Origin of the sequence: Streptomyces sp. NPDC047049 (genome assembly GCF_040643995.1) — a bacterium.
GTDB classification, from domain to species: domain Bacteria; phylum Actinomycetota; class Actinomycetes; order Streptomycetales; family Streptomycetaceae; genus Streptomyces; species Streptomyces mooreae.
Map to the genome: position 1 here is coordinate 842,850 of NZ_JBEYVM010000002.1, position 25,408 is coordinate 868,257.

Annotated in this window: 15 protein-coding genes and 1 pseudogene; 8 read left to right on the plus strand and 8 right to left on the minus strand. The window is 72.4% G+C overall.

The genetic code is table 11. From position 1 onward, the window contains the following. The first annotated feature begins 66 nt into the window (after positions 1–66). Complete coding sequence (locus ABZ851_RS07815; protein WP_361123603.1) at positions 67–3,495, plus strand: BTAD domain-containing putative transcriptional regulator; 3,429 nt, start codon at positions 67–69, stop codon at positions 3,493–3,495. Positions 3,496–3,546: 51 nt separating this feature from the next. Here the strand turns inward: ABZ851_RS07815 and ABZ851_RS07820 are convergent, their stop codons facing one another. The 3 genes from ABZ851_RS07820 to panB form a co-directional block, all read right to left on the minus strand. Further along, positions 3,547–4,377, minus strand: a complete 831-nt coding sequence (locus tag ABZ851_RS07820; RefSeq protein ID WP_361123606.1) for an ABC transporter permease — start codon at positions 4,375–4,377, stop codon at positions 3,547–3,549. Further along, a complete protein-coding gene (locus tag ABZ851_RS07825; protein ID WP_361123609.1) occupies positions 4,374–5,417 on the minus strand; it encodes an ATP-binding cassette domain-containing protein in 1,044 nt (347 codons plus the stop codon). The genes ABZ851_RS07820 and ABZ851_RS07825 overlap by 4 nt, the downstream gene beginning before the upstream one ends. Positions 5,418–5,905: 488 nt before the next feature. After that, positions 5,906–6,766 carry a 3-methyl-2-oxobutanoate hydroxymethyltransferase gene (panB, locus tag ABZ851_RS07830; RefSeq protein ID WP_361123612.1) on the minus strand — a complete coding sequence of 287 codons (861 nt, stop codon included), beginning with the start codon at positions 6,764–6,766 and terminating at the stop codon, positions 5,906–5,908. Positions 6,767–7,049: 283 nt separating this feature from the next. On the opposite strand from panB, the gene ABZ851_RS07835 reads away from it, so the two are divergent. The 4 genes and pseudogenes from ABZ851_RS07835 (at position 7,050) to ABZ851_RS07850 (ending at position 12,148) form a co-directional block, all read left to right on the plus strand. Continuing rightward, positions 7,050–8,687, plus strand: a complete 1,638-nt coding sequence (locus tag ABZ851_RS07835; protein WP_361123615.1) for an MFS transporter — start codon at positions 7,050–7,052, stop codon at positions 8,685–8,687. After that, a pseudogene (locus ABZ851_RS07840) lies at positions 8,684–9,319 on the plus strand (TetR/AcrR family transcriptional regulator); the annotation flags it as partial. The gene ABZ851_RS07835 and the pseudogene ABZ851_RS07840, both read left to right, overlap by 4 nt. A 312-nt stretch (positions 9,320–9,631) precedes the next feature. Further along, positions 9,632–10,651 carry an endonuclease/exonuclease/phosphatase family protein gene (locus ABZ851_RS07845; protein WP_361123618.1) on the plus strand — a complete coding sequence of 340 codons (1,020 nt, stop codon included), beginning with the start codon at positions 9,632–9,634 and terminating at the stop codon, positions 10,649–10,651. Between the two features lie 186 nt (positions 10,652–10,837). Continuing rightward, positions 10,838–12,148, plus strand: a complete 1,311-nt coding sequence (locus tag ABZ851_RS07850; protein WP_361123621.1) for an MFS transporter — start codon at positions 10,838–10,840, stop codon at positions 12,146–12,148. An 89-nt stretch (positions 12,149–12,237) separates the two neighbouring features. Here ABZ851_RS07850 and ABZ851_RS07855 read toward each other — a convergent pair whose 3' ends face one another. Next, positions 12,238–13,992: an NAD+ synthase gene (locus tag ABZ851_RS07855; protein WP_361123624.1), complete on the minus strand. Its 1,755-nt coding sequence runs from the start codon at positions 13,990–13,992 to the stop codon at positions 12,238–12,240. Between the two features lie 87 nt (positions 13,993–14,079). Then, positions 14,080–15,720 carry a multicopper oxidase family protein gene (locus ABZ851_RS07860; protein ID WP_361123627.1) on the minus strand — a complete coding sequence of 547 codons (1,641 nt, stop codon included), beginning with the start codon at positions 15,718–15,720 and terminating at the stop codon, positions 14,080–14,082. An 807-nt stretch (positions 15,721–16,527) separates the two neighbouring features. Here ABZ851_RS07860 and glnA point away from each other — a divergent pair. From glnA to ABZ851_RS07875, 3 genes are all read left to right on the plus strand, one after another. Beyond that, positions 16,528–17,889, plus strand: coding sequence for a type I glutamate--ammonia ligase (glnA, locus tag ABZ851_RS07865; protein WP_086719506.1), 1,362 nt, complete (start codon positions 16,528–16,530; stop codon positions 17,887–17,889). Positions 17,890–17,916: 27 nt separating this feature from the next. Continuing rightward, complete coding sequence (locus ABZ851_RS07870) at positions 17,917–20,940, plus strand: bifunctional [glutamine synthetase] adenylyltransferase/[glutamine synthetase]-adenylyl-L-tyrosine phosphorylase (protein ID WP_361123637.1); 3,024 nt, start codon at positions 17,917–17,919, stop codon at positions 20,938–20,940. A gap of 132 nt (positions 20,941–21,072) precedes the next feature. Continuing rightward, on the plus strand, positions 21,073–21,420 hold the full coding sequence (locus ABZ851_RS07875; RefSeq protein WP_361123640.1) for a hypothetical protein: 348 nt from the start codon (positions 21,073–21,075) through the stop codon (positions 21,418–21,420). Positions 21,421–21,496: 76 nt separating this feature from the next. On the opposite strand, the gene ABZ851_RS07880 is transcribed toward ABZ851_RS07875, so the two are convergent. The 3 genes from ABZ851_RS07880 to ABZ851_RS07890 all read right to left on the minus strand — a co-directional run bounded on the left by ABZ851_RS07880 (position 21,497) and on the right by ABZ851_RS07890 (position 25,213). Then, entirely contained in the window at positions 21,497–22,336 is an 840-nt protein-coding gene (locus ABZ851_RS07880; RefSeq protein ID WP_361123643.1) for a phosphatase PAP2 family protein, read from the minus strand. Between the two features lie 129 nt (positions 22,337–22,465). Next, positions 22,466–23,515 carry a LacI family DNA-binding transcriptional regulator gene (locus ABZ851_RS07885; RefSeq protein ID WP_361123646.1) on the minus strand — a complete coding sequence of 350 codons (1,050 nt, stop codon included), beginning with the start codon at positions 23,513–23,515 and terminating at the stop codon, positions 22,466–22,468. 24 nt (positions 23,516–23,539) lie between these two features. Continuing rightward, positions 23,540–25,213 (minus strand): alpha-amylase family glycosyl hydrolase, encoded by a 1,674-nt coding sequence (locus ABZ851_RS07890; RefSeq protein ID WP_361123649.1) that lies wholly within the window; start codon positions 25,211–25,213, stop codon positions 23,540–23,542. Between the last annotated feature and the right edge of the window lie 195 nt (positions 25,214–25,408).

The following is a 25,408-nucleotide window of genomic DNA, read 5'->3' on the forward strand; positions in this document are numbered from 1 at the left end:
GGCTCGTGCACGGACCCCTGCCCAGGTCCCGTGCGCCCGAAAACGACGCTCGGTGCCTGGGGAGTTGTGGCCTTCGACGACAATGGGCCGGTGCGCTACGGAATTCTCGGCACCACCCAGGCCGACCGGCCCGACGGCACCCCCGTCGCGATCGGCGGACCACGCCTGCGCGCGCTGCTCGCCGCCCTCGCGCTGCGCCCCGGCCGGGCACTCTCCCCGGACGTGCTGATCTCCGACATCTGGGGCCTGGACCCGCCCGCCGACGCGGCCGGCGCGCTGCAGGCGCTGGTCGGCCGGCTGCGCCGTGCCCTGGGGCATGCCGCGGTCGCCTCGGCCGACGGCGGCTACCTGCTGTGCGCCGAGCCCGACGCCGTCGATCTGCACCGTTTCGAGCGGCTTGCGGCGGAGGGCGGCCGGGCGCTGACCGCGGCGGACCCGGCCGGCGCCGCCGCCCTGCTCGACGACGCCCTGGCGCTCTGGCGCGGTCCGGCCCTCGCGGACCTGCCGGACGCGGGTGCCGAGGCCACCCGCGCCGAACGCCGCCGCCTGGACGCCCAGCGCACCCGCCTCGCCGCCGACCTCGCCCTCGGCCGGGCCGACCGCGCGCTGCCCACCCTCCTCGCGCTGTGCCAGGACCATCCGCTGGACGAACCCCTCCAGGCCCTGCGGCTGCGCGCGCTGCGTGCCGCGGGCCGTACGGCGGAGGCACTGGCGGCCTACGAGGAGATACGCACCGGCCTCGCCGACCGCCTCGGCGCGGACCCGGGCCCGGAGCTGCGCGCCCTGCACGCGGAACTGCTCCGTCCGCCGGCGCGGACGGCCCCGCCGCCCGCGCACCCCCACGCTCCCGGCACCGCACAGCCGCCGGCCGCCCCCGCAACCGTCCCCGCCCCCTACCTCACCCCGCCCCGCCCCCGCCCCGGCAACCTCCGTGCCCGGCTCACCTCCTTCGTCGGGCGGGACACCGACCTGGCGGCGATCCGCGCCGATCTGGCCGAGCACCGGCTGGTGACGCTGCTGGGCCCCGGCGGCGCCGGCAAGACCCGGCTGTCGCAGGAGGGCGCGGAGGCCGCCGCGGCCGCCCTGCCGGACGCCTGGCCGCACGGCGTATGGCTGGCCGAGCTGGCACCGGTGGACGATCCGCAGACCGTGCCCGAGGCGGTGCTGACCGCGCTCGGGGCCCGGGAGACGGTCGTCCGCGGCACCACCGCGGAAGGCCTGCGGGCCGCCGCCGACCCGACCGCCCTGGACCCGCTGGGCCGGCTCGCCGAGCACTGCGCCGGACGCCGGATGCTGCTCGTCCTCGACAACTGCGAGCATGTGATCGGCGCCGCCGCCGAGCTCGCCGAGCGGCTGCTGGCCGACTGCCCCGGGGTGACGGTGCTGGCCACCAGCCGGGAGCCGCTGGCCGTCCCGGGCGAGGTGCTGCGGCCGGTCGAGCCGCTGCCCGCCCCCGTCGCGCTGCGGCTGCTGGCCGACCGCGGGGCCGCCGCCCTGCCCGGCTTCCGTATCGACGCCGACGAGGAGACCGCCGCCGCCTGCACCGAGATCTGCACCCGGCTGGACGGGCTGCCGCTGGCCATCGAACTCGCCGCGGCCCGGCTGCGGTTGCTGACGCCGCGGCAGCTCGCCGACCGGCTCGACGACCGTTTCCGGTTGCTGACCAGCGGCAGCCGGACCGTGCTGCCCCGCCAGCAGACACTGCGCGCGGTCGTGGACTGGTCCTGGGACCTCACCGACGAGCCCGAACGGGCGGTGCTGCGCCGGCTGTCCGTCTTCGCCGGCGGCTGCGACCTGGCGGCAGCCGAAGAGGTGTGCGCGGGCGACGGCGTGGACCGGCGCGAGGTGGCCGGGCTGCTCGGTTCGCTGATCGACAAGTCGCTGGTGGTCGCGGCCCCGGCCGGCCGGGCGCCGGGCGGTAGCCGCTCCGGCGGCGGAGAGATGCGCTACCGGCTGCTGGAGACGGTGGGGGAGTACGCCGGCGAGCGGCTGGACGAGGCCGGGGAACGGGCCGGTGCCGAGCGCCGCCACCTCGTCGCCTACCGCGAACTGGCCCGTACCACCGACCCGTTGCTGCGCGGCCCCGGCCAGCGCGCGGGCATGGAACGGCTGGAGCTGGAGCACGACAACCTGCGCACCGCGCTGCGCCGCGCCCTCGCCGCACGGGACGAGCACGAGGCGCTGTGCCTGGTGCTGTCCCTGCAGTGGTTCTGGTCGCTGCGCGACCACCGCAGCGACGCCCGCCACTGGGCGAGCGCGGCCGCCGCGCTCGGCCCCAACCCCTTCACCCCGCCCGCCGAACCGGCGCCCGACCTGCACGAGAGACCCATCGACGCGCCCCCGCCGATGGCTCTTGAGCAACTGCTGGAGGCCCGCCGCGAGGTCCGGCTGGTCGCGCTCTCCAGCCGGGACAGCGATATCGAGGCGCTGCTCGATCCGGCGATGCAGGAAGAGCTGGCCGGGATGCTCACCGTCTACCGCACCGGTATGCCGCAGACCTGCAAGGTGCCCGGCGCGCTGTGGTACTACGCGGTGCTGATCACCGGACGGTTCGACGAGCTGGCCGAGCTGGTCGAGGGCGCGGTGCAGGCCTGCCGCGACCTCGGCTACGAGTGGGAGCTGGCCTACATCCTGCAGTTCCGCTCGAAGATCCTCAACGAGCGCGCCGGCGGGCTGGCGCAGGCGACGTGCGATGCCGACGAGGCGCTGCGCACCTTCCTGCGGCTCGGCGACGCATGGGGCGCGGCCGAGGCGCTGGCGGGACGCGCGGAGACCCATGAGAAGCGGGGCGCGTACGCGCAGGCGGCGCGCGACTACCGGGCGGCGATGGTGCACGCCGAGAACCTGGGGGCGCACGGCCAGACCCTGCTGCTGCGCTGCCGGCTGGGTGCCGTACTGATCGAGGACGGCCAGGCGGAGACCGGCGAGCGGATGCTGCGCGAGGTGCTGGCCGAGGCGGCGAAGGGCAACAGCGGCCGGGACACCGAGCCGTTCGCCCGGCTGACCCTCGCGATGTGGCTGACCCTGAAGGGGGACCGTCAGGGGGCGCGGGCGGAACTGCACATGGTGCGCGAGCTCTTCGCCCCGCGCGCCCCGGACCTGTTCGCCGGGATGCTGGAGTCGTTGCTGATCTCGCTGGACCTGGACGAGGGCCACCGCGAGGAGGGCCTGCTGCCGAGGTTCCGGACGGCCATGGACCGTATGCAGGACTCCCTGACGCAGATGATCGCGCCGGACCTCCCGGTGGTGCAACTCCTCACCGGTGCACGGGCGTTGATGGCGGTACGCGGCGAGGCCGCGGGGCGGGACGCGGCGCGCCTGGTGGGGGCGTACGACGCGCTGCGGGCGACCAGCCATGTCCCGCCACGGCTCATCCGCGACGACCGGGCCCGTACCGAGGCGGCCGCGCGGGCGCTGGTGGGCGATACGGCCTATGCGCAGGCGTACGCCGAAGGCGGTGACCTCTCCCTCGAAGAGGCCACCGCCCTCATCTGACGCGAGCCGGGCGAAGGCGGTCCCGCAGGGAAGCCCCCTGCGGGACGCGCGTCAGGTCTTCTTGCGGAACTTCGCCACCGCGAGCGGCATGGTGACGGCCGTGATGGCGACCGCCCAGCCGAGGGTGACCAGCGCCGGGTGGGCCACGGCGCCCTGGTCGTTGATCAGCGCACGGGACGCGTCCGCCAGGTTGGAGAGCGGGTTGACCTTGGTGAACCCCTCCAGCCAGCCGGGCATCGAGGTCGTCGGCGCGAAGATCGACGAGCCGAACTGCAGCGGCATCAGCACCAGCATCGCCATGCCCTGGACCGCCTGCGGGGTCTTCACGGTGAGCCCCAGCAGGATGAAGATCCACATCAGGGCGGCGCCGAAAACGGTGGACAGCACGACCGCGGCGAAGAACGCGAGCATGCTGCCCTTGATCTCCAGGCCGAGCAGGAAGCCCATGCCGAGCAGGATCGCGGTGGCGATCAGCATCCGGCCGATCTCGACGACGATCTTGGCGATGAGGACCGAGGACCGGGCGATGGGCATCGTCCGGAAGCGGTCCATCACGCCCTTGCGGAAGTCCTCGTTGACGCCGCTGCCCACCGCCATGGCGATGTTCATGCCCAGCATCGCCATCATGCCGGGCACCAGGCGCTGGATGTACTCGTGCTGGTTGCCCTTGCCGGCGATCGCGCCGCCGAAGACATAGGTGAACAGCAGGATGAAGATGATCGGCATCAGCAGGACGTCCATCATGGACTCCGGATCCTGCTTGATCTGCAGGGCGTTGCGCCGCACCAGCGCCCCGATGTGCCGCAGATTGGCCCGCAGACCGATCCGGCCCTCATCGGCGCCGGCCTTCACCCGTGGCGCCGTCATCGTTGCCGTACTCATGCCGGTACCCCCGCGTACTGCTCGTCCCTGGCGTCCTCGGACCCGGACCCGGCCTCGGCCTCGGCCTCGGAGGTCTTCTGGCCGGTGAGGGCCAGGAACACCTCGTCCAGGCTGGGCAGATGGGTGCTGATCCCGGCGAGCGCGATGCCCTCGTGGCCGAGCACACCGACCACCGCGGTCAGCTGCTCGTCGCTGGTGATCGGCACGTTGACCACACCCCCGTCGTGGTCGGCGGTCGCCCCCGCGATGCCGTCCAGGCCGGCCCGGGCGACGGCCTCGGCCATCCGGTCCAGCTCGCCGGGGTCCGCCGGCCGGATCTGCAGCGTCCGCCCGCCGACCTTGGCCTTGAGCTCGTCCACCCGCCCCTCGGCGATCACCCGGCCGCGGTCGATGACCGTCAGCTCGTTGGCCAACTGCTCGGCCTCTTCCATGTATTGGGTGGTCAGCAGCACCGTGGCACCGTCGTGCACCATCCGCTGGACCTCCTGCCACACCTCGTTGCGGGTGCGGGGGTCCAGGCCGGTGGTCGGCTCGTCCAGGTAGAGGACCGCCGGCCGGCCGATCATCGAAGCGGCCAGGTCGAGCCGGCGGCGCATACCACCGGAGTACTTGGCCGCGGCCCGCTTGGCGGCCTCGGTCAGCGAGAACCGCTCCAGCATCTCGTCCGCGCGGCGGCGGGCGTCCTTGCGGGACAGATCGAGCAGCCGCCCGATCATGTAGAGGTTCTCCCAGCCGGAGAGCTTTTCGTCGACCGAGGCGTACTGCCCGGTCAAGCCGATGGTGCGGCGCAGTGCACGGGGCTGGCGCACCACATCGAAGCCGGCCACGACGGCGCTGCCGGCGTCCGGCACGAGGAGGGTGGACAGGCACCGCACGAGGGTCGTCTTGCCGGCGCCGTTCGGGCCCAGCACGCCCAGCACGGTGCCTTCCTTCACGTCCAGGTCCACCCCGTCGACGGCCTTGACCGCGCCGAAGTGCTTGACCAGACCGCGCACCTCCACGGCGTTGCCGCCCTTGGTGGATATCGTCTGTCGCGTCATGAGACCAAGGTGTCAGCCGCCACCGACATCGTGCCGATAGATTGCCGACAGGGCCTTGCGCTTGGCTTTTCGGCTGTCCCGCCGTGGGGGTGGCTCGCCGTTCTTCGCCCCGCTGCGCGGGTGCGCCCGCCGTTGCGCCTGGCGGCGGGCCGGGGCCGCTGCGCGGGGCTGTGGGTGCGGTGACGGGCCTCCGGGGCCTGGTGTGTGGACTGCTTCGCTTTACGTCCACACACCAGGCCCCTCCGGCCCGTCCCCTCCCGTGGGTGGATAAGTGAACGTGGGTGGGGGTGCACGTAGTCACTTACGTGCACCCCCACCCACGTTTTTCCACCCACTCACGGGAGGGGCCGCGCCGCAGGACGAAGTCCGGAGGAGCGGCACCGCACCCGACCACCCACGCCCGCCGCAGGGGGCCCCTCCCACGCCCTTTAGGCAGTGGGGGAGCAACGGCGAGAAACCCCTACGGCGGGTCAGCCGACCTGAACCGTTCAGTGAAAGAGATGCGGTTCCGCCGGAAACGCACCGCCGACGACGTCCTCGGCGAACGCCTTCGCCGCCCCGCCGAGCTGCGCCCGCAGGTCCAGGTACTGCTTGACGAACTTCGGGACCCGGCCGGCCGTCATGCCGGCCATGTCGGTCCATACCAGCACCTGGGCGTCGCAGTCCGGGCCGGCGCCGATGCCGACGGTCGGGATGTAGAGCGAACGGGTGACCTCGGCCGCCAGCTCGGCGGGTACCGCCTCCAGGACGACCGAGAACGCACCGGCGTCCTGCACCGCCTTGGCGTCCCGCAGCAGCTGCTGGGCAGCCTCCTCGCCGCGGCCCTGGACGGGGTAGCCCCCGTAGGCGTGGACCGACTGCGGGGTCAGCCCGACGTGCGCCATCACCGGGATGCCGGACGAGACCAGCAGCTCCACCTGGCCGGCGGAGCGCTCACCGCCCTCCAGCTTGACGGCGCCCACGCCCGCGTCCTTCACCAGCCGGGTGGCGTTGCGCAGCGCCTGTACCGGGCCTTCCTGGTACGAGCCGAACGGCAGATCGCCGACGACGAGCGCGCGCTTCGTGCCCCGGACGACCGCCGCGGACAGCAGGGTCATCTCGTCCATGGTGACCGGCACGGTGGATTCGTAACCGAGGTGGCAGTTGCCCATCGAGTCACCGACGAGCAGAACGGGGATGCCGGCCTCGTCGAAGACGGAGGCGGTCATGGCGTCGTAGGCGGTGAGCATCGGCCACTTCTCGCCGCGCTCCTTGGCGGCGGCGATGTCCCGGACGGTGATCCGGCGCGACCCCGAGCCCCCGTACAGAGACTTGGCAACCGGCTTCTGGGCAGGCGAAGGCTGCGTCATGGTGACGGCTCCTGTTCGTCATCTCGAGGCACCCTGACGGTGTCCCCGGACTCCTGACCATGCTGGCACGGCCCGCGCACAAAGGAAAAGGGGAACGGACGTGACCGCCCTCGCTTCGGCCGGAAGCCACCCCTGCCCGGCCCGGACGACCGGTCTCGTCGCCCGGACGACCGCCCTCGCTTCGGCCGGAAGACGGCTGCCGCTTCGCCCGAAGGAGGGCCCCCTCCGCGCGGCTTCCCGATACGGAACGGCCCCGTATCGGAACGACCCTAGGGTGCCGGGCATGGCCTCCTCCTCCAGCACCCCGGGCGCTCCGCCGGCCCGACAGATCCCGGAACCCGTCCACCGCCGCCGCTGGGCGATCCTGTCCACCCTCATGCTCAGCCTGCTGATCGTGGTGCTGGACAACTCGATCCTCAATGTCGCCATGAAGACGATCGCGACTCCGGCCCCGCTCGGCCTCGGCGCCACCCAGAGCGAGCTGGAGTGGGCGATCAACTCCTACACGCTGGTCTTCGCCGGTCTGCTGTTCACCGCGGGCCTGCTCGGTGACCGGGTGGGCCGCAAGAAGACGCTGCTCTTCGGCCTGGCCGTCTTCGGTGCCGGGTCGGTGCTCGCCGGGGTGTCCGGATCGCCGGCGGAGCTGATCACCTTCCGCGCGCTGATGGGGCTGGGCGGCGCCTTCGTGATGCCGTCCACCCTCGCCATCCTGATGAACGTCTTCGAGCGGGAGGAACAGCCCCGGGCGATCGGCATCTGGGCCGGCGGGGTGGGGCTGGCCATCGCGGTCGGCCCGATCGCCGGCGGGCTGCTGCTCGCCCACTTCTGGTGGGGCTCGGTCTTCATGATCAACGCCCCGGTCGTGGTGGTCTCGCTGATCGCGATGGTGATCCTGGTGCCCGACTCCAAGGACCCCGGCCCCGGCCGGCTGGACCCGTTCGGGGTGCTGCTGTCCGTCGTCGGACTCGTCCTGCTGGTCTACGGCATCATCAAGGGCGGTCAGCTCGCCGACTTCACCGACCCGCAGGTGGTCGGCACGATCGCCGGCGGCCTGACGGTGCTGGTCGTATTCGTGCTGCACCAGAAGCACAGCGACCACCCGTCCATCGACATCAGCTACTTCCGCAGCCCCGCCTTCTCGGCCGCCATCGCCGCCATCGCGCTGGTCTTCTTCGCGCTGATGGGCGTCGCGTTCTTCACCGTCTTCTACATCCAGAGCGTGCGCGGCTACACCCCGCTGCAGGCCGGGATGCTGTTCCTGCCGCTGGCCGCCGCCCAGACGATCTTCGCGCCACGGGCCCGGCTCGCCGTCGACCAGTACGGCGCCCGCGCGGTGTGCACCTTCAGCATGTTCGTGGTGGCCACCACCATGTCGGGCATGCTGCTGCTGGACACCGACACCCCGATCTGGGTCCTGGAGGCGCTGTTCTTCCTGCAGGGCGCCGGGATGGCGCACATCATGCCGCCGGCCACCGTCGCGGTCATGCAGGCGCTGCCCCGGGAGAAGGCCGGCTCCGGCTCGGCGCTCAACAACGTCTTCCGGCAGGTCGGCGGCACCCTCGGCGTCGCCGTCCTCGGCTCGCTGCTGTCGACGAGCTACCGCGACCGTATGCAGGACACCCTCGACCGGCTGCCGGGAGTACCGCCGGCCGCCCGGCACGCGGCCGGGGAATCCATCGAGGCGACCCACGGGCTCGCGGACAGGATGGGGCTCGCGGCCAGGATGGGGCCGACGGGCCGGTCGCTGACCGCCGTGGCCGACGAGGCCTTCATCCACGCCATGCACATCACCGCGCTCGGCTCGGCCGCCGTCGCGCTGCTGGGGCTGGTCGTGGCCGCGGCCTTCCTGCCGGGCAAGACGGCACCGGTGCCGCAGCCGGCCGAGCCGCAGGAAGAGCGGAAGGCGGGCGCGGAGCGATGAGCCGGGCGGCGGCGGACTCCGGGGCGGCGGCCGGGGGGCGGCCGGACCCGGCGGCCCCCGGGCGGCGTGGCCGGCCGCGCAGCGCCGCGGCCGACTCGGCCATCATCGAGGCCGTGCTGCGCCTGATCGAGGACGGGGCCTCCATAGGTGAGCTGTCCATGGAGCGCATCGCCCGCGAGGCAGGCGTCGGCAAGGCCACGGTCTACCGCCGCTGGCCGGGAAAGAGCGCACTGATGCTCGATGTCATGCGGTCCCTGGACGTCCCGGGCCCGCTCCTGGACGGCACCTCGGTACGCGACGACCTGGTCTCGCTGCTGGAGTTCCTGCGCCACCGCGGCCTGGCCAAGCGCAGCTCCGCGCTGCTGCGCACCCTCGTCAGCCACGTCCAGGCACAGCCCGAGCTGTGGGCGGAATATCACGACACCGTCGTTCGGTCCCGCCGCGAGGCGCTGCTCGGGGTGCTCCGGCGAGGGGTGGCGAAGGGTGAGATCCGCACCGACCGGGACCTGGAGACCGTCGCCGACCTCTTCGTCGGGCCGATGCTGGCCCGCGCCCTCCTCCACGAGTGGCAGGAACTGCCCGAGAGCCTTCCGGCGGACATCGTCGACATGGTCCTGGAGGGCGTACGGCCGGGGGCACCGGATGCGACGGCACCGGAGGTGACGGTGGCGGATACGAGAGCGGCGGATACCGCGGCGGGCCGAACTCCGCGGCGCGGCAGGGGCCTTGGGGGTAAGGACACCCGCCCCGGGACGCCGTGCGCAAACGGCCCCGTATGACCGGCGCATGCCTGTTCTGTCACAGCCGTTGTCACGAACCCCGGTACCGGAACCCCGACCCGCCACCATGCCGTCCTCACTTCTAAGAAAGCGCATTACGGACCATCGCCTAGGGTCGGAGACCACAGGTCAGGCGCGGCGAGGCAACGCAGTGAGGACAGCTACATGGCGCAGGCATACATGACGGAACCGGGACAGGGGCACAACCCCGGACAGGCCGGTTCCCGGGCCGAGCGCCTGCGGAACTGGTGGCGTCCCGAGGGCATGTGGCGCCGCGGCATCGTGCTCGCGGTGCTCGCGGTCCTGGTGGGCCTGCTGATGATGCTGCACTCCCAGATCCCCAACACCGTGGGGAACCTGGGCAGTCTGCTGGAGACCTTCCTGCCGTGGCTGGGGCTGTGCATCCCGCTGCTGCTCGTCGTCGCGGTGCTGCGCCGCTCGGCGACCGCGCTGGTGGCGCTGGTGCTGCCGGTGTTCGCCTGGATCAGCCTCTTCGGCGGGCAGATCACCGACAAGGCCGGCAACGGCGGCAATCTCACGGTCGCCACCCACAACGTCAATGCGGACAACCCCGACCCGGCGTCCACCGCGCGGGACATCGTGGCCTCCGGCGCCGATGTGGTGGCCCTGGAGGAACTGACCGGCGACGCCCTGCCCGTCTACCGGCAGGGGCTGGCGAAGGCGTATCCGTACCACACGGTCGAGGGCACCGTCGGGCTGTGGAGCAAGCGCCCGCTGTCCGAGACGAAGCCGGTGGACATCAAGATGGGCTGGACCCGCGCGCTGCGGGCCACCGTGACCGCGGCCGACGGCCAGAAGTTCGCCGTCTACGTCGCGCATCTGCCGTCGGTACGCGTCAAGGTCGAGGCGGGCTTCACCGCAGGCCAGCGCGACGGCAGTGCCGCGGCGCTCGGCGAGGCGATCGCCGCCGACCCGGAGAAGAAGGTCATGCTGCTCGGCGACCTCAACGGCACCATGAACGACCGCTCGCTGGCCCCGGTCACCTCCCAGATGCGCTCCGCCCAGGGCGCGGCGGGCGACGGCTTCGGCTTCAGCTGGCCGGCCGCGTTCCCGATGGCCCGGATCGACCAGATCATGATGAAGGGGATGGACCCGGTCAAGGCCTGGGTGATGCCCGAGACCGGCAGCGACCACCTTCCGGTCGCGGCGAGGGTGAAGATCTGACCGGCGCACCGGCGCACTGCCGGCGGTGACCGCGACGGACTGCCGACGGGGATCCGACGCGGGTTCGTCACGCCCCGTTCCCCCGCGGGAATTCTGCGCCTGAGAGACTTTGTTCCGTAAGAGAACTTACGTAGGACGGTCCGTGCGCTGCGTGCCCGCCGCACGCAAAACCCCGAAAGGTCTTTCATGCCCTTGGCTCTGCTCGCGCTTGCGATCTCGGCCTTCGGTATCGGCACCACGGAATTCGTGATGATGGGCCTGCTGCCCGACGTCGCGGACGATCTGCACACCTCCGTGCCCACCGCCGGCTACCTCGTCTCCGCCTATGCCCTCGGCGTCGTCATCGGCGCCCCGCTCCTGACCGCCCTCGGCTCCCGTATCCCGCGCAAGCGGATGCTGGTGGGCCTGATGGCGGTCTTCACGGTCGGCAACCTCGCCTCCGCCCTGGCTCCCACCTTCGGACTGCTGATCGCCGGCCGGCTGCTGGCCGGGCTCCCGCACGGTGCGTTCTTCGGCGTCGGCGCGGTGGTCGCCGCCCGGCTGGTGCGCGAGGGCCGCCAGGCCCGTGCGGTCGCCACGATGTTCCTCGGCCTGACCGTCGCCAACATCATCGGCGTCCCCGCCGCGACCCTGCTGGGCCAGCAGCTCGGCTGGCGCGCCACCTTCCTCGTCGTGGCCGTTATCGGGCTGGCCGCCATGGCCTCCCTGGCCCGGCTGATCCCCCCGCTGCCGGCCGAGGAGCGCACCGGCCTGGCCGGCGAGCTGCGGGCGCTGGGCCACCGCCAGGTGCTGCTCGGCCTGCTCACCACCGTCTTCGGCTTCGCCGGGATCTTCGCCGTCTACAGCTACCTCGCGTCGATGATGACCGAGGTCACCGGCTTCGCCGCGGGCTCGGTGCCGCTGGTCCTCGCCCTCTTCGGCATCGGGATGACCCTCGGCGCGCTCGCCGCGGGCCCGCTCACCGACCGGGCCCTGCGCCCGACCCTCTACGGCTCGCTGGCCGCCCTGGCCCTCGTCCTGACGGCCTTCCACTTCACCGCCCAGGTGAAGTGGGCGGCGCTGGTGACGGTGGTCCTCATCGGCGCGGTCGGCTTCCTGACCACCACGCCCCTGCAGATGCTGGTCATGAACAAGGCCCAGCAGGCCCCGACGCTGGCCGCCGCCTCCAACCAGTCCGCATTCAACCTCGCCAACGCCGGCGGCGCCTGGGTCGGCGGCCTGGCCCTGGCGGCAGGCTGGGGCTGGACCTCCCCGACCCTGGTCGGCGCGGTGCTGGCCGCCCTGGGCCTGGCCGTCGCCGTCGTGGCCGGTCTCCTGGACCGTGGTGCTCACGACGCCTCACGGATCGTGGCCCGCAGCGGAGAGACCCACGGCGGAGAGACCCACGGCGGCGAGACCCACGGTGGCGAGACCCGCAGCGGCCAGACCCGCAGCGGTGAGACGGAGGCCGGGCCGGCGGCGGGTGCGCCGGTCGCGGCCGAGGGCCACACCGGCTGACCGCCCGCGGCCAGCCCGGCCGGACGTCCCGCCCGGCCGGACGTCCCGCACTGCCGTGCGGGCCCCGCCGCCCGGGAGCCGACGCCCCGTCAGCTCCCCTCCCGCCAGTGGTTGGTGATCGGCAGCCGCCGGTCCTTGCCGAAGCCCTTCGCGGAAATCTTGGGGCCCGGCGGGTACTGGCGGCGCTTGTACTCGGCGTGGTCGACCATCCGCAGGACCCGCGTCACCAGGGCCTCGTCGAAGCCCTGGGCGACGATGTCCTCCCGGCCGCGGTCGTGGTCGACGTACAGCTCCAGGATGCGGTCCAGGATGTCGTAGTCGGGCAGCGAGTCGGTGTCGACCTGGCCGGGGCGCAGTTCGGCGCTCGGGGGCTTGGTGAGGGTGTTCTCCGGGATCGGCGGGATCCGGCCGCGGTCGGCGGCGGCCTGGTTGCGCCAGCGGGCCAGCTGGTAGACGACCGACTTGTAGACGTCCTTGATCGGGCCGTAACCGCCCACCGAGTCGCCGTAGAGGGTCGAATAGCCGCAGGCCAGCTCGGACTTGTTGCCGGGGGCGAGGACCAGGTGGCCTTCCTGGTTGGAGAGGGCCATCAAGGTGGTGCCCCGCAGCCGCGACTGCAGATTCTCCTCGGCCAGCCCGGTCAGCGGCAGCGCCGCCATATAGGCGTCGAACATCGGGCCGATCGGCACCGTACGGAAGGCCAGGCCCGTACGGCTCGCGAGTTCGGCGGCGTCGGTGAGGGAGTGCTCCGACGAGTAGCGGGAGGGCATCGCCACGGCGTGCACGTGTTCCGCCCCCAGGGCGTCGCAGGCGAGCGTGGCGACCAGCGCCGAGTCGATGCCGCCGGAGAGGCCGAGCACCACGCTGGCGAAGCCGTTCTTGGCGGCATAGGCGCGCAGGCCGACGACCAGCGCGGTGTAGATCTCCTCCAGGTCCGTGAGGCGTTCGGCCTCGCCGCCGGGCGTCTCGGGCGGGTAGGGCGGCAGCGGGTCGGGCGACAGGACGCGGTGGTCGACGCGCAGCCCGTCGTCCAGCACGCCCGACGGGGGCACCGGCGCCGCCGCGGGCAGGTCCAGGTCGACCAGCACACAGCCCTCCGCGAACTGCGGCGCCCGCGCGATCACGGTGCCGTCCCTGTCGACGACGATCGAGTCGCCGTCGAAGACCAGCTCGTCCTGGCCGCCGATCATCGCCAGGTAGGCGGTGGTGCAGCCGGCTTCCTGGGCCCGCTTGCGGACCAGCTCCAGCCGGGTGTCGTCCTTGTCCCGCTCGTAGGGCGAGGCGTTGACCGACACCAGGAGCCCGGCGCCAGCGCTGTGCGCCGCCGGCACCCGTCCGCCGTCCTGCCACAGGTCCTCGCAGATGGCGAGCGCGACATCGACCCCGTGCACCCGCACGACGGGCAGGGTGTCGCCGGGGACGAAGTAGCGGAACTCGTCGAAGACGCCGTAGTTGGGAAGGTGGTGTTTGGCGAACGTCAGCGCGACCTCGCCGCGGTACAGCACGGCGGCGGCGTTCTGCGGGGCGCCCGCGGGCCGGCCGTAGCGCGGCTTGGCCTGTGCGCCGCGGTCGAGGTAGCCGACGATCACCGGGAGGTCGCCCATGCCCTGCGAGGCCAGCCGGCCGGCCAGCGTCCGCAGCGCCGCGCGGCTCGCCTCGACGAACGAGGGGCGCAGCGCCAGGTCCTCGACGGGATAGCCGGTCAGCGCCATCTCGGGGAAGGCGACGAGGTGTGCGCCCTGGTCGGCGGCGTGCCGGGTCCAGCGCAGGATCGTCTCGGCGTTCCGGTCGAGGGCGCCGACACAGCTGTCGATCTGGTTGAGGGCGAGACGAAGTTGAGGCACCCCGCCAGTGTAATCGTCTTTCTGACGCAATGGGGGGTGGGAAAGGACCGGGAGGCGCCCTTCCCCACCCCCGGGCCGCTGCTTCCGCTAATTCCGGTACTTCTTGCGGTACCCGATGACCGTCATCATCCCGGACTCCGAGTGGTAGATGTTGTGGCAGTGGACCATCCACAGACCGGGGTTGTCGGCGTGGAAATCGACGTCCACCCTGCGGCCGGGCAGCAGGATCGTGGTGTCCTTGCGGGGCCCGCCGTTGGGCAGGGTGAAGGTGTGGCCGTGCAGATGCATCGGGTGCCACATCCTGGTGTGGTTGCGGAAGATGATCCGGACCCGCTCACCGGCCTCGACGGGATACCGCTGGGAGGGCGTGTACGGGCTCCCGTTGATCGCCCAGTCGTACTTCTCCATGGTGCCCGTGAGGGTCATTTCGAGGGTGCGGTCGGGGCGGCGCGGCCGGGACCGTACCGACTCGGCGGCCATGAGCCGGTCCGCCGTGATGATCCGGCCGTACAGGCTCTTGGGCCGGGCGGACGGGCCGGGTGCCTCGCCGCTCCCGGTGCGCAGCAGGCCCAGCGCGGAGCGCCCCTTGCCCTCGGCGAGCACGGTGAGCGGGAAGACGCCGTCCCGGGCCGTGACCAGGACGTCATAGCGTTCGGCCATCCCGATGAGCAGGGCATCGGTCTCGGCGTGCTCGACCGGCAGGCCGTCGGTGTGCGTCACGGTCATCCGGTGGTCGCCGAGGGCGACGCGGTAGGCGGTCTCGCTGCCCGCGTTGATGAAGCGGATCCGGATGCGGTCGCCGGGCCTGGCGCGGAAGGTCCGCGGGTCATGGAAGGTGCGGCCGTTGACGAGGTGGTAGGGGTGGTCCACATCCCCCGCGTCGTGGCCGAGCAGCCTGCTCCGGGCGCCCTTGAGCATCCGCGACGGGCCGTCGGAGGGGGCGAGTGCGCCGCTCATGGCGCGAGCGGCGCCCCTGCTGCCCCGTGGGTGGCCCATCTCCGTCTCGCCATGGCTCATGGGCCCGCGGTCCACGCCCCCGTGCAACTGCTTGAGCACGTCCTCGGGGGTGCTGCCGTCGACCCCGTCGACCCAGTCGTCCAGCAGGACGATCCACTCCCTGTCGTAGGAGAGCGCTTCCCTGGGGTCGTCGACGATCAGGGGGGCGTACAGCCCGCGGTCCAGCTGGAGACCCGAGTGCGGGTGCACCCAGTGGGTTCCGGGGGTGGTGACCGCGAAGTGGTAGTCGAACGTGCCGCCGGGCCTGACGGACCGCTGGGTCAGCCCGGGTACGCCGTCCATGTCGTTGCGCACCGTCAGCCCGTGCCAGTGCAGCGTCGTGGGCTGCGGAAGGAGGTTGGTGAGGGTCAGCGCGATCCGGTCGCCCGCGGTGACGCGCATGATCTTGCCGGGCAGCGCATCGCCGTACGCCCAGGTCTCGACGGTACGGCCGCCCAGGTCGAACCGGCTGACCCCGGCGGTCAGCGCGAAGCGGCGCACGGGGCCCGCACCCCGCAGGCGCTCGGCCTCGGCGACCTCCGGGCCGTGGGGAGACACGTAGCCGGACGGGGGGCGGCCGTCCGGGGCGGCGGAAGGGGCCATGCCGTTCATGCCGTCCATGCCGGAGTGCGGGCCGGCGCCGGCCTTGCCGGTGGCGCAGGCGGACAGCAGACCGCTGCCGGCGGCGGCGAGACCTGCGCCGAGCAGGGCGCGGCGGGAGTGCGTACGCATGGGAGGAACACCTCGAGACGATGTCGGTGGTGATCTGGGCGGGGTGAGGGCACTGCCGCGGGCTCCGGTGGGCGTCGGCGGCGGGGCGCGCTCCTGCACGCGCGGCACCGACGGTCAGGCGGGGAGTGCGGGGCGCGGCGGCCCGGATATCGGCCACCGGCCGCGTGGCGGACGGGTGCGCGCGGCCGGGAGCCTGCCGTGCCCGCTGCGTTCGCCGCGACCGCCGTGCCCGCCGCATTCGCCGTGCCCGGTCATGGGCTGCCCGGGCGTCCGGAGGGGGGTGGCGGGGGCGGCAGGCACCGCGGTGAACAGCAGCAGACGGCCGCACCACGCGGCGGTCTTGCCCTGTTCCTGCATCGCGGACCTCTCGACGGACGGCGAACCGGCGGACGCGGGAGGAGGTCCGCTTGACGCAATCTACCCCCGAGGGGTATGGGTCTCGCGGTGGCCCGCCGAACGGAGTGCCGCTGCGCCGTTCCTCGTACCTTTCCGGCGCTCGGCCGGAGGGCTCTCCGCCGCGGGGCCCGACCGCTGCTCAGGAAGGGCAGGGAACGGAGCCTTCAACGCCGGGTCAATGACCGCTCAGGCCCGCTTCAAGACTCCGCCAAGCCCCCCGTTTGCCCCCGTCCGCTGCGCTGAGCCCGCTCGCCGCGGGAAGGATGCGGGGTGAGGGTTACGGGACGGCGGTTCTGATTCAGGCCAAGGGTGCGTAATGTGACGGTAACCCCCTCACGTGATACTGGTGTGCCACCTCGCGTGATCCGGCGCGTGGGGACAGGCCGATTGACCTGCAAGGATTGGTGACCCATGGACAAGCAGCAGGAGTTTGTGCTCCGCACGCTCGAGGAGCGCGACATCCGCTTCGTACGGCTGTGGTTCACCGATGTCCTCGGTTTCCTCAAGTCCGTGGCGGTGGCTCCCGCGGAGCTGGAGCAGGCCTTCGACGAGGGCATCGGCTTCGACGGCTCGGCCATCGAAGGGTTCGCCCGGGTGTACGAGTCCGACATGATCGCCAAGCCGGACCCCGGCACCTTCCAGATCCTGCCCTGGCGCGCCGAGGCCCCCGGCACCGCCCGGATGTTCTGCGACATCCTGATGCCGGACGGCTCCCCCTCCTACGCGGACCCGCGCTACGTCCTCAAGCGCATCCTGGCCAAGACCTCCGACCTCGGGTTCACCTTCTACACCCACCCGGAGATCGAGTTCTTCCTGCTCAAGGACAAGCCCGTGGACGGCCAGCGGCCGACCCCCGGCGACTCCTCGGGCTACTTCGACCACACCCCGCAGAACGTCGGCATGGACTTCCGCCGGCAGGCGATCACGATGCTGGAGTCGATGGGCATCTCGGTGGAGTTCAGCCACCACGAGGGCGCCCCCGGTCAGCAGGAGATCGACCTGCGCTACGCCGACGCCCTCTCGACCGCCGACAACATCATGACGTTCCGGCTGGTCATGAAGCAGGTGGCCCTGGAGCAGGGCGTCCAGGCGACGTTCATGCCCAAGCCGTTCTCCGAATACCCGGGCTCGGGCATGCACACCCACCTCTCCCTCTTCGAGGGCGACCGCAACGCCTTCCACGAGTCCGGCTCCGAGTACCAACTCTCCAAGGTCGGGCGCTCGTTCATCGCCGGACTGCTGCGGCACGCGGGCGAGATCTCCGCCGTCACCAACCAGTGGGTCAACTCCTACAAGCGCATCTGGGGCGGCGCCAACCGCACCGCGGGCGCCGGCGGCGAGGCCCCCTCGTACATCTGCTGGGGCCACAACAACCGCTCCGCGCTGATCCGCGTCCCGATGTACAAGCCCGGCAAGATGGGCTCCACACGGGTCGAGGTCCGCTCCATCGACTCCGGCGCCAACCCCTACCTGAGCTACGCGGTCCTGCTCGCGGCCGGTCTCAAGGGCATCGAGGAGGGCTACGAGCTGCCGGCCGGCGCCGATGACGACGTCTGGGCGCTGTCCGACTCCGAGCGCCGGGCGATGGGCATCGAGCCGCTGCCGCAGAACCTCGGCGAGGCCATCGAGCTGATGGAGCGCAGCGAACTGGTCGCCGAGACCCTGGGCGAGCACGTCTTCGACTTCTTCCTGCGCAACAAGAAGCAGGAGTGGGAGGAGTACCGCTCCGAGGTCACCGCCTTCGAGCTGCGCAAGATGCTGCCCGTGCTCTGAGCCACCGCGCCACCGAGAGGCTGCACCATGGCACTTCCCGCTCCGCAGGGCCGGCGGAGCAGCACCTACACCCGGCTGCTGAGGCACGGTTTCACCGACCCCTCGGCGGCCGGCCGGCTGCTCGACGTCCCCGAACTCGCCTCCGTACGTGATGACTCGGTGCTGCTCGAAGCCCTGGGCGCCACCGCTGACCCGGACCTGGCACTGCACGGCCTGGTCCGGCTGGTGGAGGCGCAGGAAGGGGACGAGCAGCAGACGCTGCTGAGCACCATCGTCGCGGCGAAACCGCTGCGCGACCGGCTGCTGGGGGTGCTGGGTGCCTCCGAGGCGCTTGCCGACCATCTCGTCCGGCACCCGCGCGTCTGGCAGTCGCTGGTCACCTACGAGTCGGTCGACCTGCACCCCACCACCCCCGAGTTCGAGCTGGCGCTCGCCGAGGGGATCTGGGGCGGCCGGAACGCCGAACGGCCCCGCGCCGACGCGCTGCGCACCGCCTACCGCCGCTCCCTGCTGGGCATCGCCGCCCGCGATGTGTGCGGCACGACCGATGTCGCCGAGGCCGCGGCCGAGCTCGCGGACCTGGCCACCGCCACGGTCCGGGCCGCCCTGGAGGTCAGCTACGAGGAGGCGCCCGGCGACGCCGCGGTGTGCCGGCTGGCCGTCATCGGCATGGGCAAATGCGGCGGCCGGGAGCTGAACTACGTCTCGGACGTCGACGTCATCTTCGTCGCCGAGGCCAAGGAGGGCGTGGACGAGGCCCAGGCGCTGCAGGCCGCGACGCGGCTCGCCGCCCGGATGATGCGGCTGTGCTCGGACAACACCGTCGAGGGCACGATCTGGCCGGTGGACGCCAACCTGCGGCCCGAGGGCCGCAACGGGCCGCTGGTGCGCACCCTCTCCAGCCATCTCGCCTACTACCAGCGCTGGGCCAAGACCTGGGAGTTCCAGGCGCTGCTCAAGGCCCGCCCGATGGCCGGTGACCTGCAGCTGGGCCAGGAGTACGTGGACGCGCTGGCGCCGATGGTGTGGGAGGTCGCCGAGCGGGAGAACTTCGTCGCCGATGTGCGCCAGATGCGCCGCCGGGTCGTCGAGAACATCCCCGCCGCCCAGGTCGAGCGGGAGCTCAAGCTCGGCCCCGGCGGCCTGCGCGACGTCGAATTCGCCGTCCAGCTCCTGCAGTTGGTGCACGGCCGCAGCGATGCCACGCTGCGCAGCGCCACCACCCTCGACGCCCTCGCGGCACTGGCCGCCGGCGGCTACGTCGGCCGCCAGGACGCCGCGGCCCTGGACGCCGCCTACCGCTTCCTGCGCACGCTGGAGCACCGCATCCAGCTCTTCCGGATGCGCCGTACCCATCTGATGCCCGAGGACGAAGGCGAACAGCGGCGCCTGGCCCGCTCGCTGGGCCTGCGGACCGAACCGGTCGACACCCTCCGCAAGGAGTGGAAGTGGCACGCCCGGGAAGTGCGCCGGCTCCACGAAAAGCTCTTCTACCGCCCGCTGCTCGACGCCGTCGCCACGCTGGAGCCCGGCGAGACCCGGCTCTCCGCCCGGGCCGCCGGCCACCGCCTCGAAGCGCTCGGCTACGCCGACCCGGTGGCCGCGCTGCGGCATCTGGAGGCGCTGGCGTCCGGCGTGACCCGCAAGGCCGCCATCCAGCGGACGCTGCTGCCGGTGCTGCTGGCCTGGTTCGCGGACTCCGCCGACCCGGACGCCGGACTCCTCAACTTCCGCAAGGTCTCCGACGCGCTCGGCAAGACGCCCTGGTACCTGCGGCTGCTGCGCGACGAGGGCGCGGCCGCCGAAAACCTCGCCCGGGTGCTGTCCGCCGGCCGGCTCGCCCCCGACCTGCTGCTGCGCGCCCCCGAGGCGGTCGCCCTGCTCGGTGCCCCCGACGGGCTGCAGCCACGCGGCCGGGCCGCGCTGGAGCAGGAGGTGCTGGCCGCCGTCGGCCGTGCGGACGGCGCGGAAGCGGCGGCCGCGGCGGCCCGCGGAGTGCGCCGCAGAGAGCTGTTCCGCACGGCCGCCGCGGACGTCATCGGCGCGTACGGCACCGAGTTCAGCCCGGCGGACACCGACCACGGCCGCTCCGTCGACGCCGTCGGCTCCGCGGTCTCCGACCTCAACGCCGCCACCCTCGCCGGCGCCCTGCGCGCCGCGGTCCGCCAGCAGTGGGGCGACACCCTGCCCACCCGCTTCGCCGTGATCGGCATGGGCCGCTTCGGCGGCCGCGAACTGAGCTACGGCTCGGACGCCGATGTCCTCTTCGTCCACGAGCCGCGCGAGGGCGCCGACGAACAGGAGGCCGCCAAGGCCGCCCACGCCGTCGCCAACGAGATGCGCCGGCTGCTCGAACTCCCCTCCTCCGACCCGCCGTTGCCCATCGACGCCGACCTGCGCCCGGAGGGCAGGTCGGGCCCGCTCGTACGGACCCTCGCCTCGTACGCGGCCTACTACCGGCGCTGGTCGCTGGTGTGGGAATCCCAGGCCCTGCTGCGCGCCGAACCGGTCGCGGGCGACGCCGAACTGGGGGAGCGGTTCATCGAGCTGATCGACCCGCTGCGCTATCCGGCCGAGGGCCTGGGCGACGACGCGGTCCGCGAGATCCGCAAGCTCAAGGCCCGGATGGAGGCCGAGCGGCTGCCCCGCGGCGCCGACCCCACCACCCACGCCAAGCTCGGCCGCGGCGGCCTCAGCGACGTCGAATGGACGGTGCAACTCCTGCAGATGCAGCACGGCTGGGAGGTCCCCGGCCTCCGCACCACCCGCACCCGCGAGGCGCTGGCGGCCGCGCACGCCGCCGGGCTGATCGACACCGAGGACGCCCAGACCCTCGACGAGGCCTGGGTCCTCGCAGCCCGTGTACGCAACGCCGTCATGATCGTCCGCGCCCGCCCCGGCGACACGTTCCCCGTCGACGGCCGCGAACTGGCGGCCGTGGGCCGCTACCTGGGCTACGAGGAGGGCCACATCGGCGAGATGCTGGACGACTACCGCCGCGTGACGAGGCGGGCGCGGGGCGTGGTGGAACAGCTGTTTTACGGGGCGTAGTCGTCTCCCCCTCTGTGGCTTTCCCGCCGTGGGGGTGGTCGCCGGGAAGAAACCCGGGTGGGGGCGGGCCTCGTGGCCGCCCCCACGGCATCATCACGCGTCCCTTGAACGACAGGACCGAAAGGAGGGGGCATGGACCACACGCCGCGTGGTGGCTTGGAGGTGGGTCAGTGGTTCGGGCGATTCCAGCGATCCCTGGAGCTTTCCCTGCCGGAGAGTCTGGCCTCGGAAGAGGATCAGGGCTCCTTACGGGATGTGAGGGCCGACCGGAGAGAGAAGGGGATCTGGATAACTGTCACCTTCTCCATGGCGAGCCACCCCGGGGTGGTCTTCGAGTGGAACCGGAACGTGGTGCCCGATCTGAGCGCGGACTGGGACCCGGAGTTCGCTTCCATGCTGTTCCGTACGCACCTCATCGAGTGGTACCACACCGAGGCCAAAAGGCGGCCGCCCGCTGCTGACGGCGTCGTCCGGGACTGACCCGGTGGCCGCGCCGGCCCGGTCCGCGCGCTCGGCCGGGGGGCGGCTTCGTGCGCGGGCCGCAGGCGGCCCCGGCTCACGCCGTCACGGGTGACACACGCGACAGCCGGTGCGGCAGCGTCCCGTACCACACACTCGCCACCACGAACCCGAAGGCGAGGCACAGCACGCCCCCCATCGCGTCCAGCCAGAAGTGGTTGGCGGTGGAGACGATGACCAGGAGGGTAGTGGCGGGGTAGAGGAGGCCGAGGGCGCGGCACCACAGGGGCCCGGCCAGCAGGGCGATGGTGATGCCGCACCACAGGGACCAGCCGATGTGCATCGACGGCATCGCGGCGTACTGGTTGGACATCGAGGCGAGGTTGCCGGACGCCAGTGAGCCCCAGGTTCCGTGGTTGACGAGGGTGTCGATGAAGCCGCCGTCCGGCATCAGCCTCGGTGGCGCCAACGGGTAGAAGTAGTAGCCGGTCAGGGCGATGCCGGTGGTGGCGAAGAGTGCCAGCCGGGCGGCGGCGTAGCGGCCGGGGTGCCAGCGGTAGAGCCAGACCAGCACCCCGATCGTCACGATGAAGTGCAGCGTCGCGTAGTAGTAGTTCATCGTGACGATCAGCCATGTCACGGAGTTCACGGCGTGGTTGACGGTGTGTTCGACGGCGATGCCGAGGGAGTGCTCCGCCTGCCAGATCCAGTCGGCGTTCCTCAGGGCCTTGGCCTTCTGCTCGGGCACCGCGTTGCGGATCAGCGAGTAGGTCCAGTAACTGACCGCGATCAGCAGGATCTCGAACCGGAGCCGGGGGGTGCGAGGAGCACGCAGACGGGCCATCCGCCTCTCGGGCACGGGGTGGTCCGCGCGTTCCCCCTTGGGTGGCGGGGTGGTCGGCAGGCCGTCCAGCGTCCTCGTATTCGCTTCACCCATAGGCAGACAGTCTGCCAGAAAGGGGCGTACCGGCGATCATCCTTCGGTCGGGTATTCGAAGCCGCATATCGGTCTCAAGAGGGACGCGCGACCCCCGTAATTCCGGGGGAAGCAGCCCTCGGGCAGCCCTCAGAAAGTCCGCAGCGGCTTCGGGATCCGGGCCGGTTTCGGGGCCGAGGCGGTCGAACCGCGCACCACCAGCTCGGGGTGGAAGACGAACTCGCTGTGCGGGGCCGGGGTGCCGCCGATCTCCTCCAGCAGGGCGCGCACGGCCGCCTGCCCCATGGCCGTGACGGGCTGCCGGATCGTGGTCAGCGGCGGGTCGGTGAAGGCGATGAGCGGGGAGTCGTCGAAACCGACCACGGAGACGTCGCGCGGGACGTCGAGCCCCCGCTGCCGGGCCGCCCGGATCGCGCCGAGCGCCATCATGTCGCTGGCGCAGACGAGGGCCGTGGCGCCCCGCTCGATCAGCGCGCCCGCCGCGGCCTGGCCGCCCTCCAGTGTGTAGAGGGAGTGCTGGATGAACGGCTCCGTCTCGGCCGGGCCGGTCTGCAGCCGCTCCTGCATGGCGCGTACGAAGCCCTCGATCTTGCGCTGCACCGGCACGAACCGCTTGGGACCGAGCGCCAGCCCGATCCGCCGGTGGCCGAGCGCGCTGAGGTGGGTGACGGCCAGGTCCACCGCGGCCCGGTCGTCGGGGGAGACGAAGGGCGCCTGCACCTTGTCGGAGAAGCCGTTGATGAGGACGAACGGCACGCCCTGGCCGCGCAGCTGCTCGTAGCGCTGCATATCGGCGGAGGTGTCGGCGTGCAGCCCGGAGACGAAGATGATGCCGGCCACCCCGCGGTCGACCAGCATCTCGGTCAGCTCGTCCTCGGTGGAGCCGCCCGGCGTCTGGGTCGCGAGGACCGGTGTATAGCCCTGGCGGGTCAGTGCCTGCCCGATGACCTGCGCAAACGCCGGGAAGATCGGGTTCTCCAGCTCCGGTGTGATCAGCCCGACCAGCCCCGCGCTGCGCTGCCGCAGCCGCACCGGGCGCTCGTAGCCCAGCACGTCGAGGGCGGCGAGCACGGACTGGCGGGTGGTGGCGGAGACACCGGGCTTCCCGTTGAGAACCCGGCTGACGGTGGCCTCGCTGACACCCGCCTGTGCTGCGATATCGGAGAGCCGGGCGGTCATGGGTGGGACTGTACCGGTCTGCTGTCAGATTGCCCACCAGGTGCAGCTGTCCCCGGGGAGGCGGGCGGCGGCGCCGTCGACGGTCACCGGGGCGCTGGAGAGCAGCGGTGTTCCGGGGGTGGGGAGTTCGATGTCGTGCCCCAGGGTGTTGACGGTGCACAGCACGCCGGGGCGGGTGAAGGCGAGCACCCCGTCGGGGGCGGGCGCCCAGCTCATCGCCCCGTCGCCCAGTCCCGGCAGCCGGCGCCGCAGACCGAGGGCGGTGCGGTAGAGCTCCAGGGTGGAGGCGGGGTCGCCGGTCTGGGCCGCGACGGTGAGGCCGCCCCAGTCGGCGGGCTGCGGTAGCCAGCTGCCGCCGGGCCCGAAGCCGTACGGCGGCGCCTCGCCGGACCAGGGCAGCGGCACCCGGCAGCCGTCGCGGAAGCCGTCCTGGCCGCTGGTGGAGGCGACACCGTCCGGCGCGGACTCGGTGTCGGTGCCGGGGCCCGCCGCGCCGGTCGCCCGGCCGCCGCGGAAGAACGCCGGGTCCTGGCGGACCTCGTCGGGCAGGTCGGTGACCTCGGGCAGGCCCAGCTCCTCGCCCTGGTAGAGGTAGGCGGAGCCGGGGAGGGCCAGCATCAGCAGGGTGGCGGCGCGGGCGCGGGCGAGGCTGCCGCCGAGGCGGGTGGTGTGGCGGACGACGTCGTGGTTGGACAGCACCCAGGTGGTGGGGGCGCCGACGGAGGCGGTGGCGGCGAGGGAGGCGTCGATCACCGTGCGGAGGGCGTCGGCCTGCCAGGCGGCGTTCAGGAACTGGAAGTTGAAGGCCTGGTGGAGCTCGTCGGGGCGTACGTACAGGGCGAGGCGTTCCGGGGTGGGGGCCCAGGCCTCGGCGACGCCGATGACCTGCCTGCCGCGGGCTTCGCCGTAGCCGTCCAGCAGCCGGCGCCAGGCGCGGTGGATGGCGTGCACGCCGTCCTGGTCGAAGAACGGCAGGACCTGGCTGCCGATGAGCTGGGCCTGGGCGCCGTGGCCGATGTCCGGCAGGCCGGTGGCCTTGATCATGCCGTGCGCGACATCGACCCGGAAGCCGTCGACCCCGAGGTCGAGCCAGAAGCGCATGATGGCCTCGAATTCGGCGTGCACCTCCGGGTTCTCCCAGTTCAGGTCGGGCTGCTCGGGAGCGAAGAGGTGCAGGTACCAGTCGCCCCGGTCGGTGCGGGTCCACGCCGGGCCGCCGAAGACCGACTCCCAGTCGTTGGGCGGGAGTTCGCCGCCCTCGCCCCGGCCGGGGCGGAAGAGGTAGCGCTGCCGGGCGAGCTCCGGGTCCGTGAACCACGGGTGCCGGTCGGAGGTGTGGTTGGGGACGATGTCGACGATCACCCGCAGGCCCAGGTCATGGGCGTCACGGAGGAGTTCGCCGGCGTCCTGGAGGGTGCCGAACAGCGGGTCGACGGCGCGGTAGTCGGCGACGTCGTAGCCGCCGTCGGCCTGGGGTGAGGCGTAGAAGGGGGTGAGCCAGACGGCGTCCACGCCCAGGTCCTTGAGGTACGGCAGCCGCGCGCGGATTCCGCGCAGATCGCCGATGCCGTCGCCGTCGCTGTCGGCGAAGGAGCGGACGTAGACCTGGTAGATGACGGCGTCGCGCCACCATCCGGGACCTCGGCCCGGTCCGGGGGCCTGGGGGGCGGGGCTGGGGGAAGTGAGCTCCTGGGTCATCTGCCGTCCCTGTCGCGGTCAAGAGGCGTCGGTGCCTTCAAGGAATCAACGCTCGGGCGGGCGCGGGGTGACGGTGCCGGGAGCGCCTGGAGGGTCCCCTTCCGGCCATCTCGTTGCACTTCGTTCCCGCAGTCTTGCAGAAAATTGCCGCAAGGTCTTTCGGTTTGTTTTCCGCGCTGTTACGTTCCTGACCGC

Bases quoted from the DNA above. Each gene is read 5' to 3' on its own strand.
- ABZ851_RS07820 (WP_361123606.1), bottom strand. From the start codon at position 4,377: ATGAGTACGGCAACGATGACGGCGCCACGGGTGAAGGCCGGCGCCGAT.
- ABZ851_RS07825 (WP_361123609.1), bottom strand. From the start codon at position 5,417: ATGACGCGACAGACGATATCCACCAAGGGCGGCAACGCCGTGGAGGTG.
- panB (WP_361123612.1), bottom strand. From the start codon at position 6,766: ATGACGCAGCCTTCGCCTGCCCAGAAGCCGGTTGCCAAGTCTCTGTAC.
- ABZ851_RS07835 (WP_361123615.1), top strand. From the start codon at position 7,050: ATGGCCTCCTCCTCCAGCACCCCGGGCGCTCCGCCGGCCCGACAGATC.
- ABZ851_RS07845 (WP_361123618.1), top strand. From the start codon at position 9,632: ATGGCGCAGGCATACATGACGGAACCGGGACAGGGGCACAACCCCGGA.
- ABZ851_RS07850 (WP_361123621.1), top strand. From the start codon at position 10,838: ATGCCCTTGGCTCTGCTCGCGCTTGCGATCTCGGCCTTCGGTATCGGC.
- ABZ851_RS07860 (WP_361123627.1), bottom strand. From the start codon at position 15,720: ATGCGTACGCACTCCCGCCGCGCCCTGCTCGGCGCAGGTCTCGCCGCC.
- glnA (WP_086719506.1), top strand. From the start codon at position 16,528: ATGGACAAGCAGCAGGAGTTTGTGCTCCGCACGCTCGAGGAGCGCGAC.
- ABZ851_RS07870 (WP_361123637.1), top strand. From the start codon at position 17,917: ATGGCACTTCCCGCTCCGCAGGGCCGGCGGAGCAGCACCTACACCCGG.
- ABZ851_RS07875 (WP_361123640.1), top strand. From the start codon at position 21,073: ATGGACCACACGCCGCGTGGTGGCTTGGAGGTGGGTCAGTGGTTCGGG.
- ABZ851_RS07880 (WP_361123643.1), bottom strand. From the start codon at position 22,336: ATGGGTGAAGCGAATACGAGGACGCTGGACGGCCTGCCGACCACCCCG.
- ABZ851_RS07885 (WP_361123646.1), bottom strand. From the start codon at position 23,515: ATGACCGCCCGGCTCTCCGATATCGCAGCACAGGCGGGTGTCAGCGAG.
- ABZ851_RS07890 (WP_361123649.1), bottom strand. From the start codon at position 25,213: ATGACCCAGGAGCTCACTTCCCCCAGCCCCGCCCCCCAGGCCCCCGGA.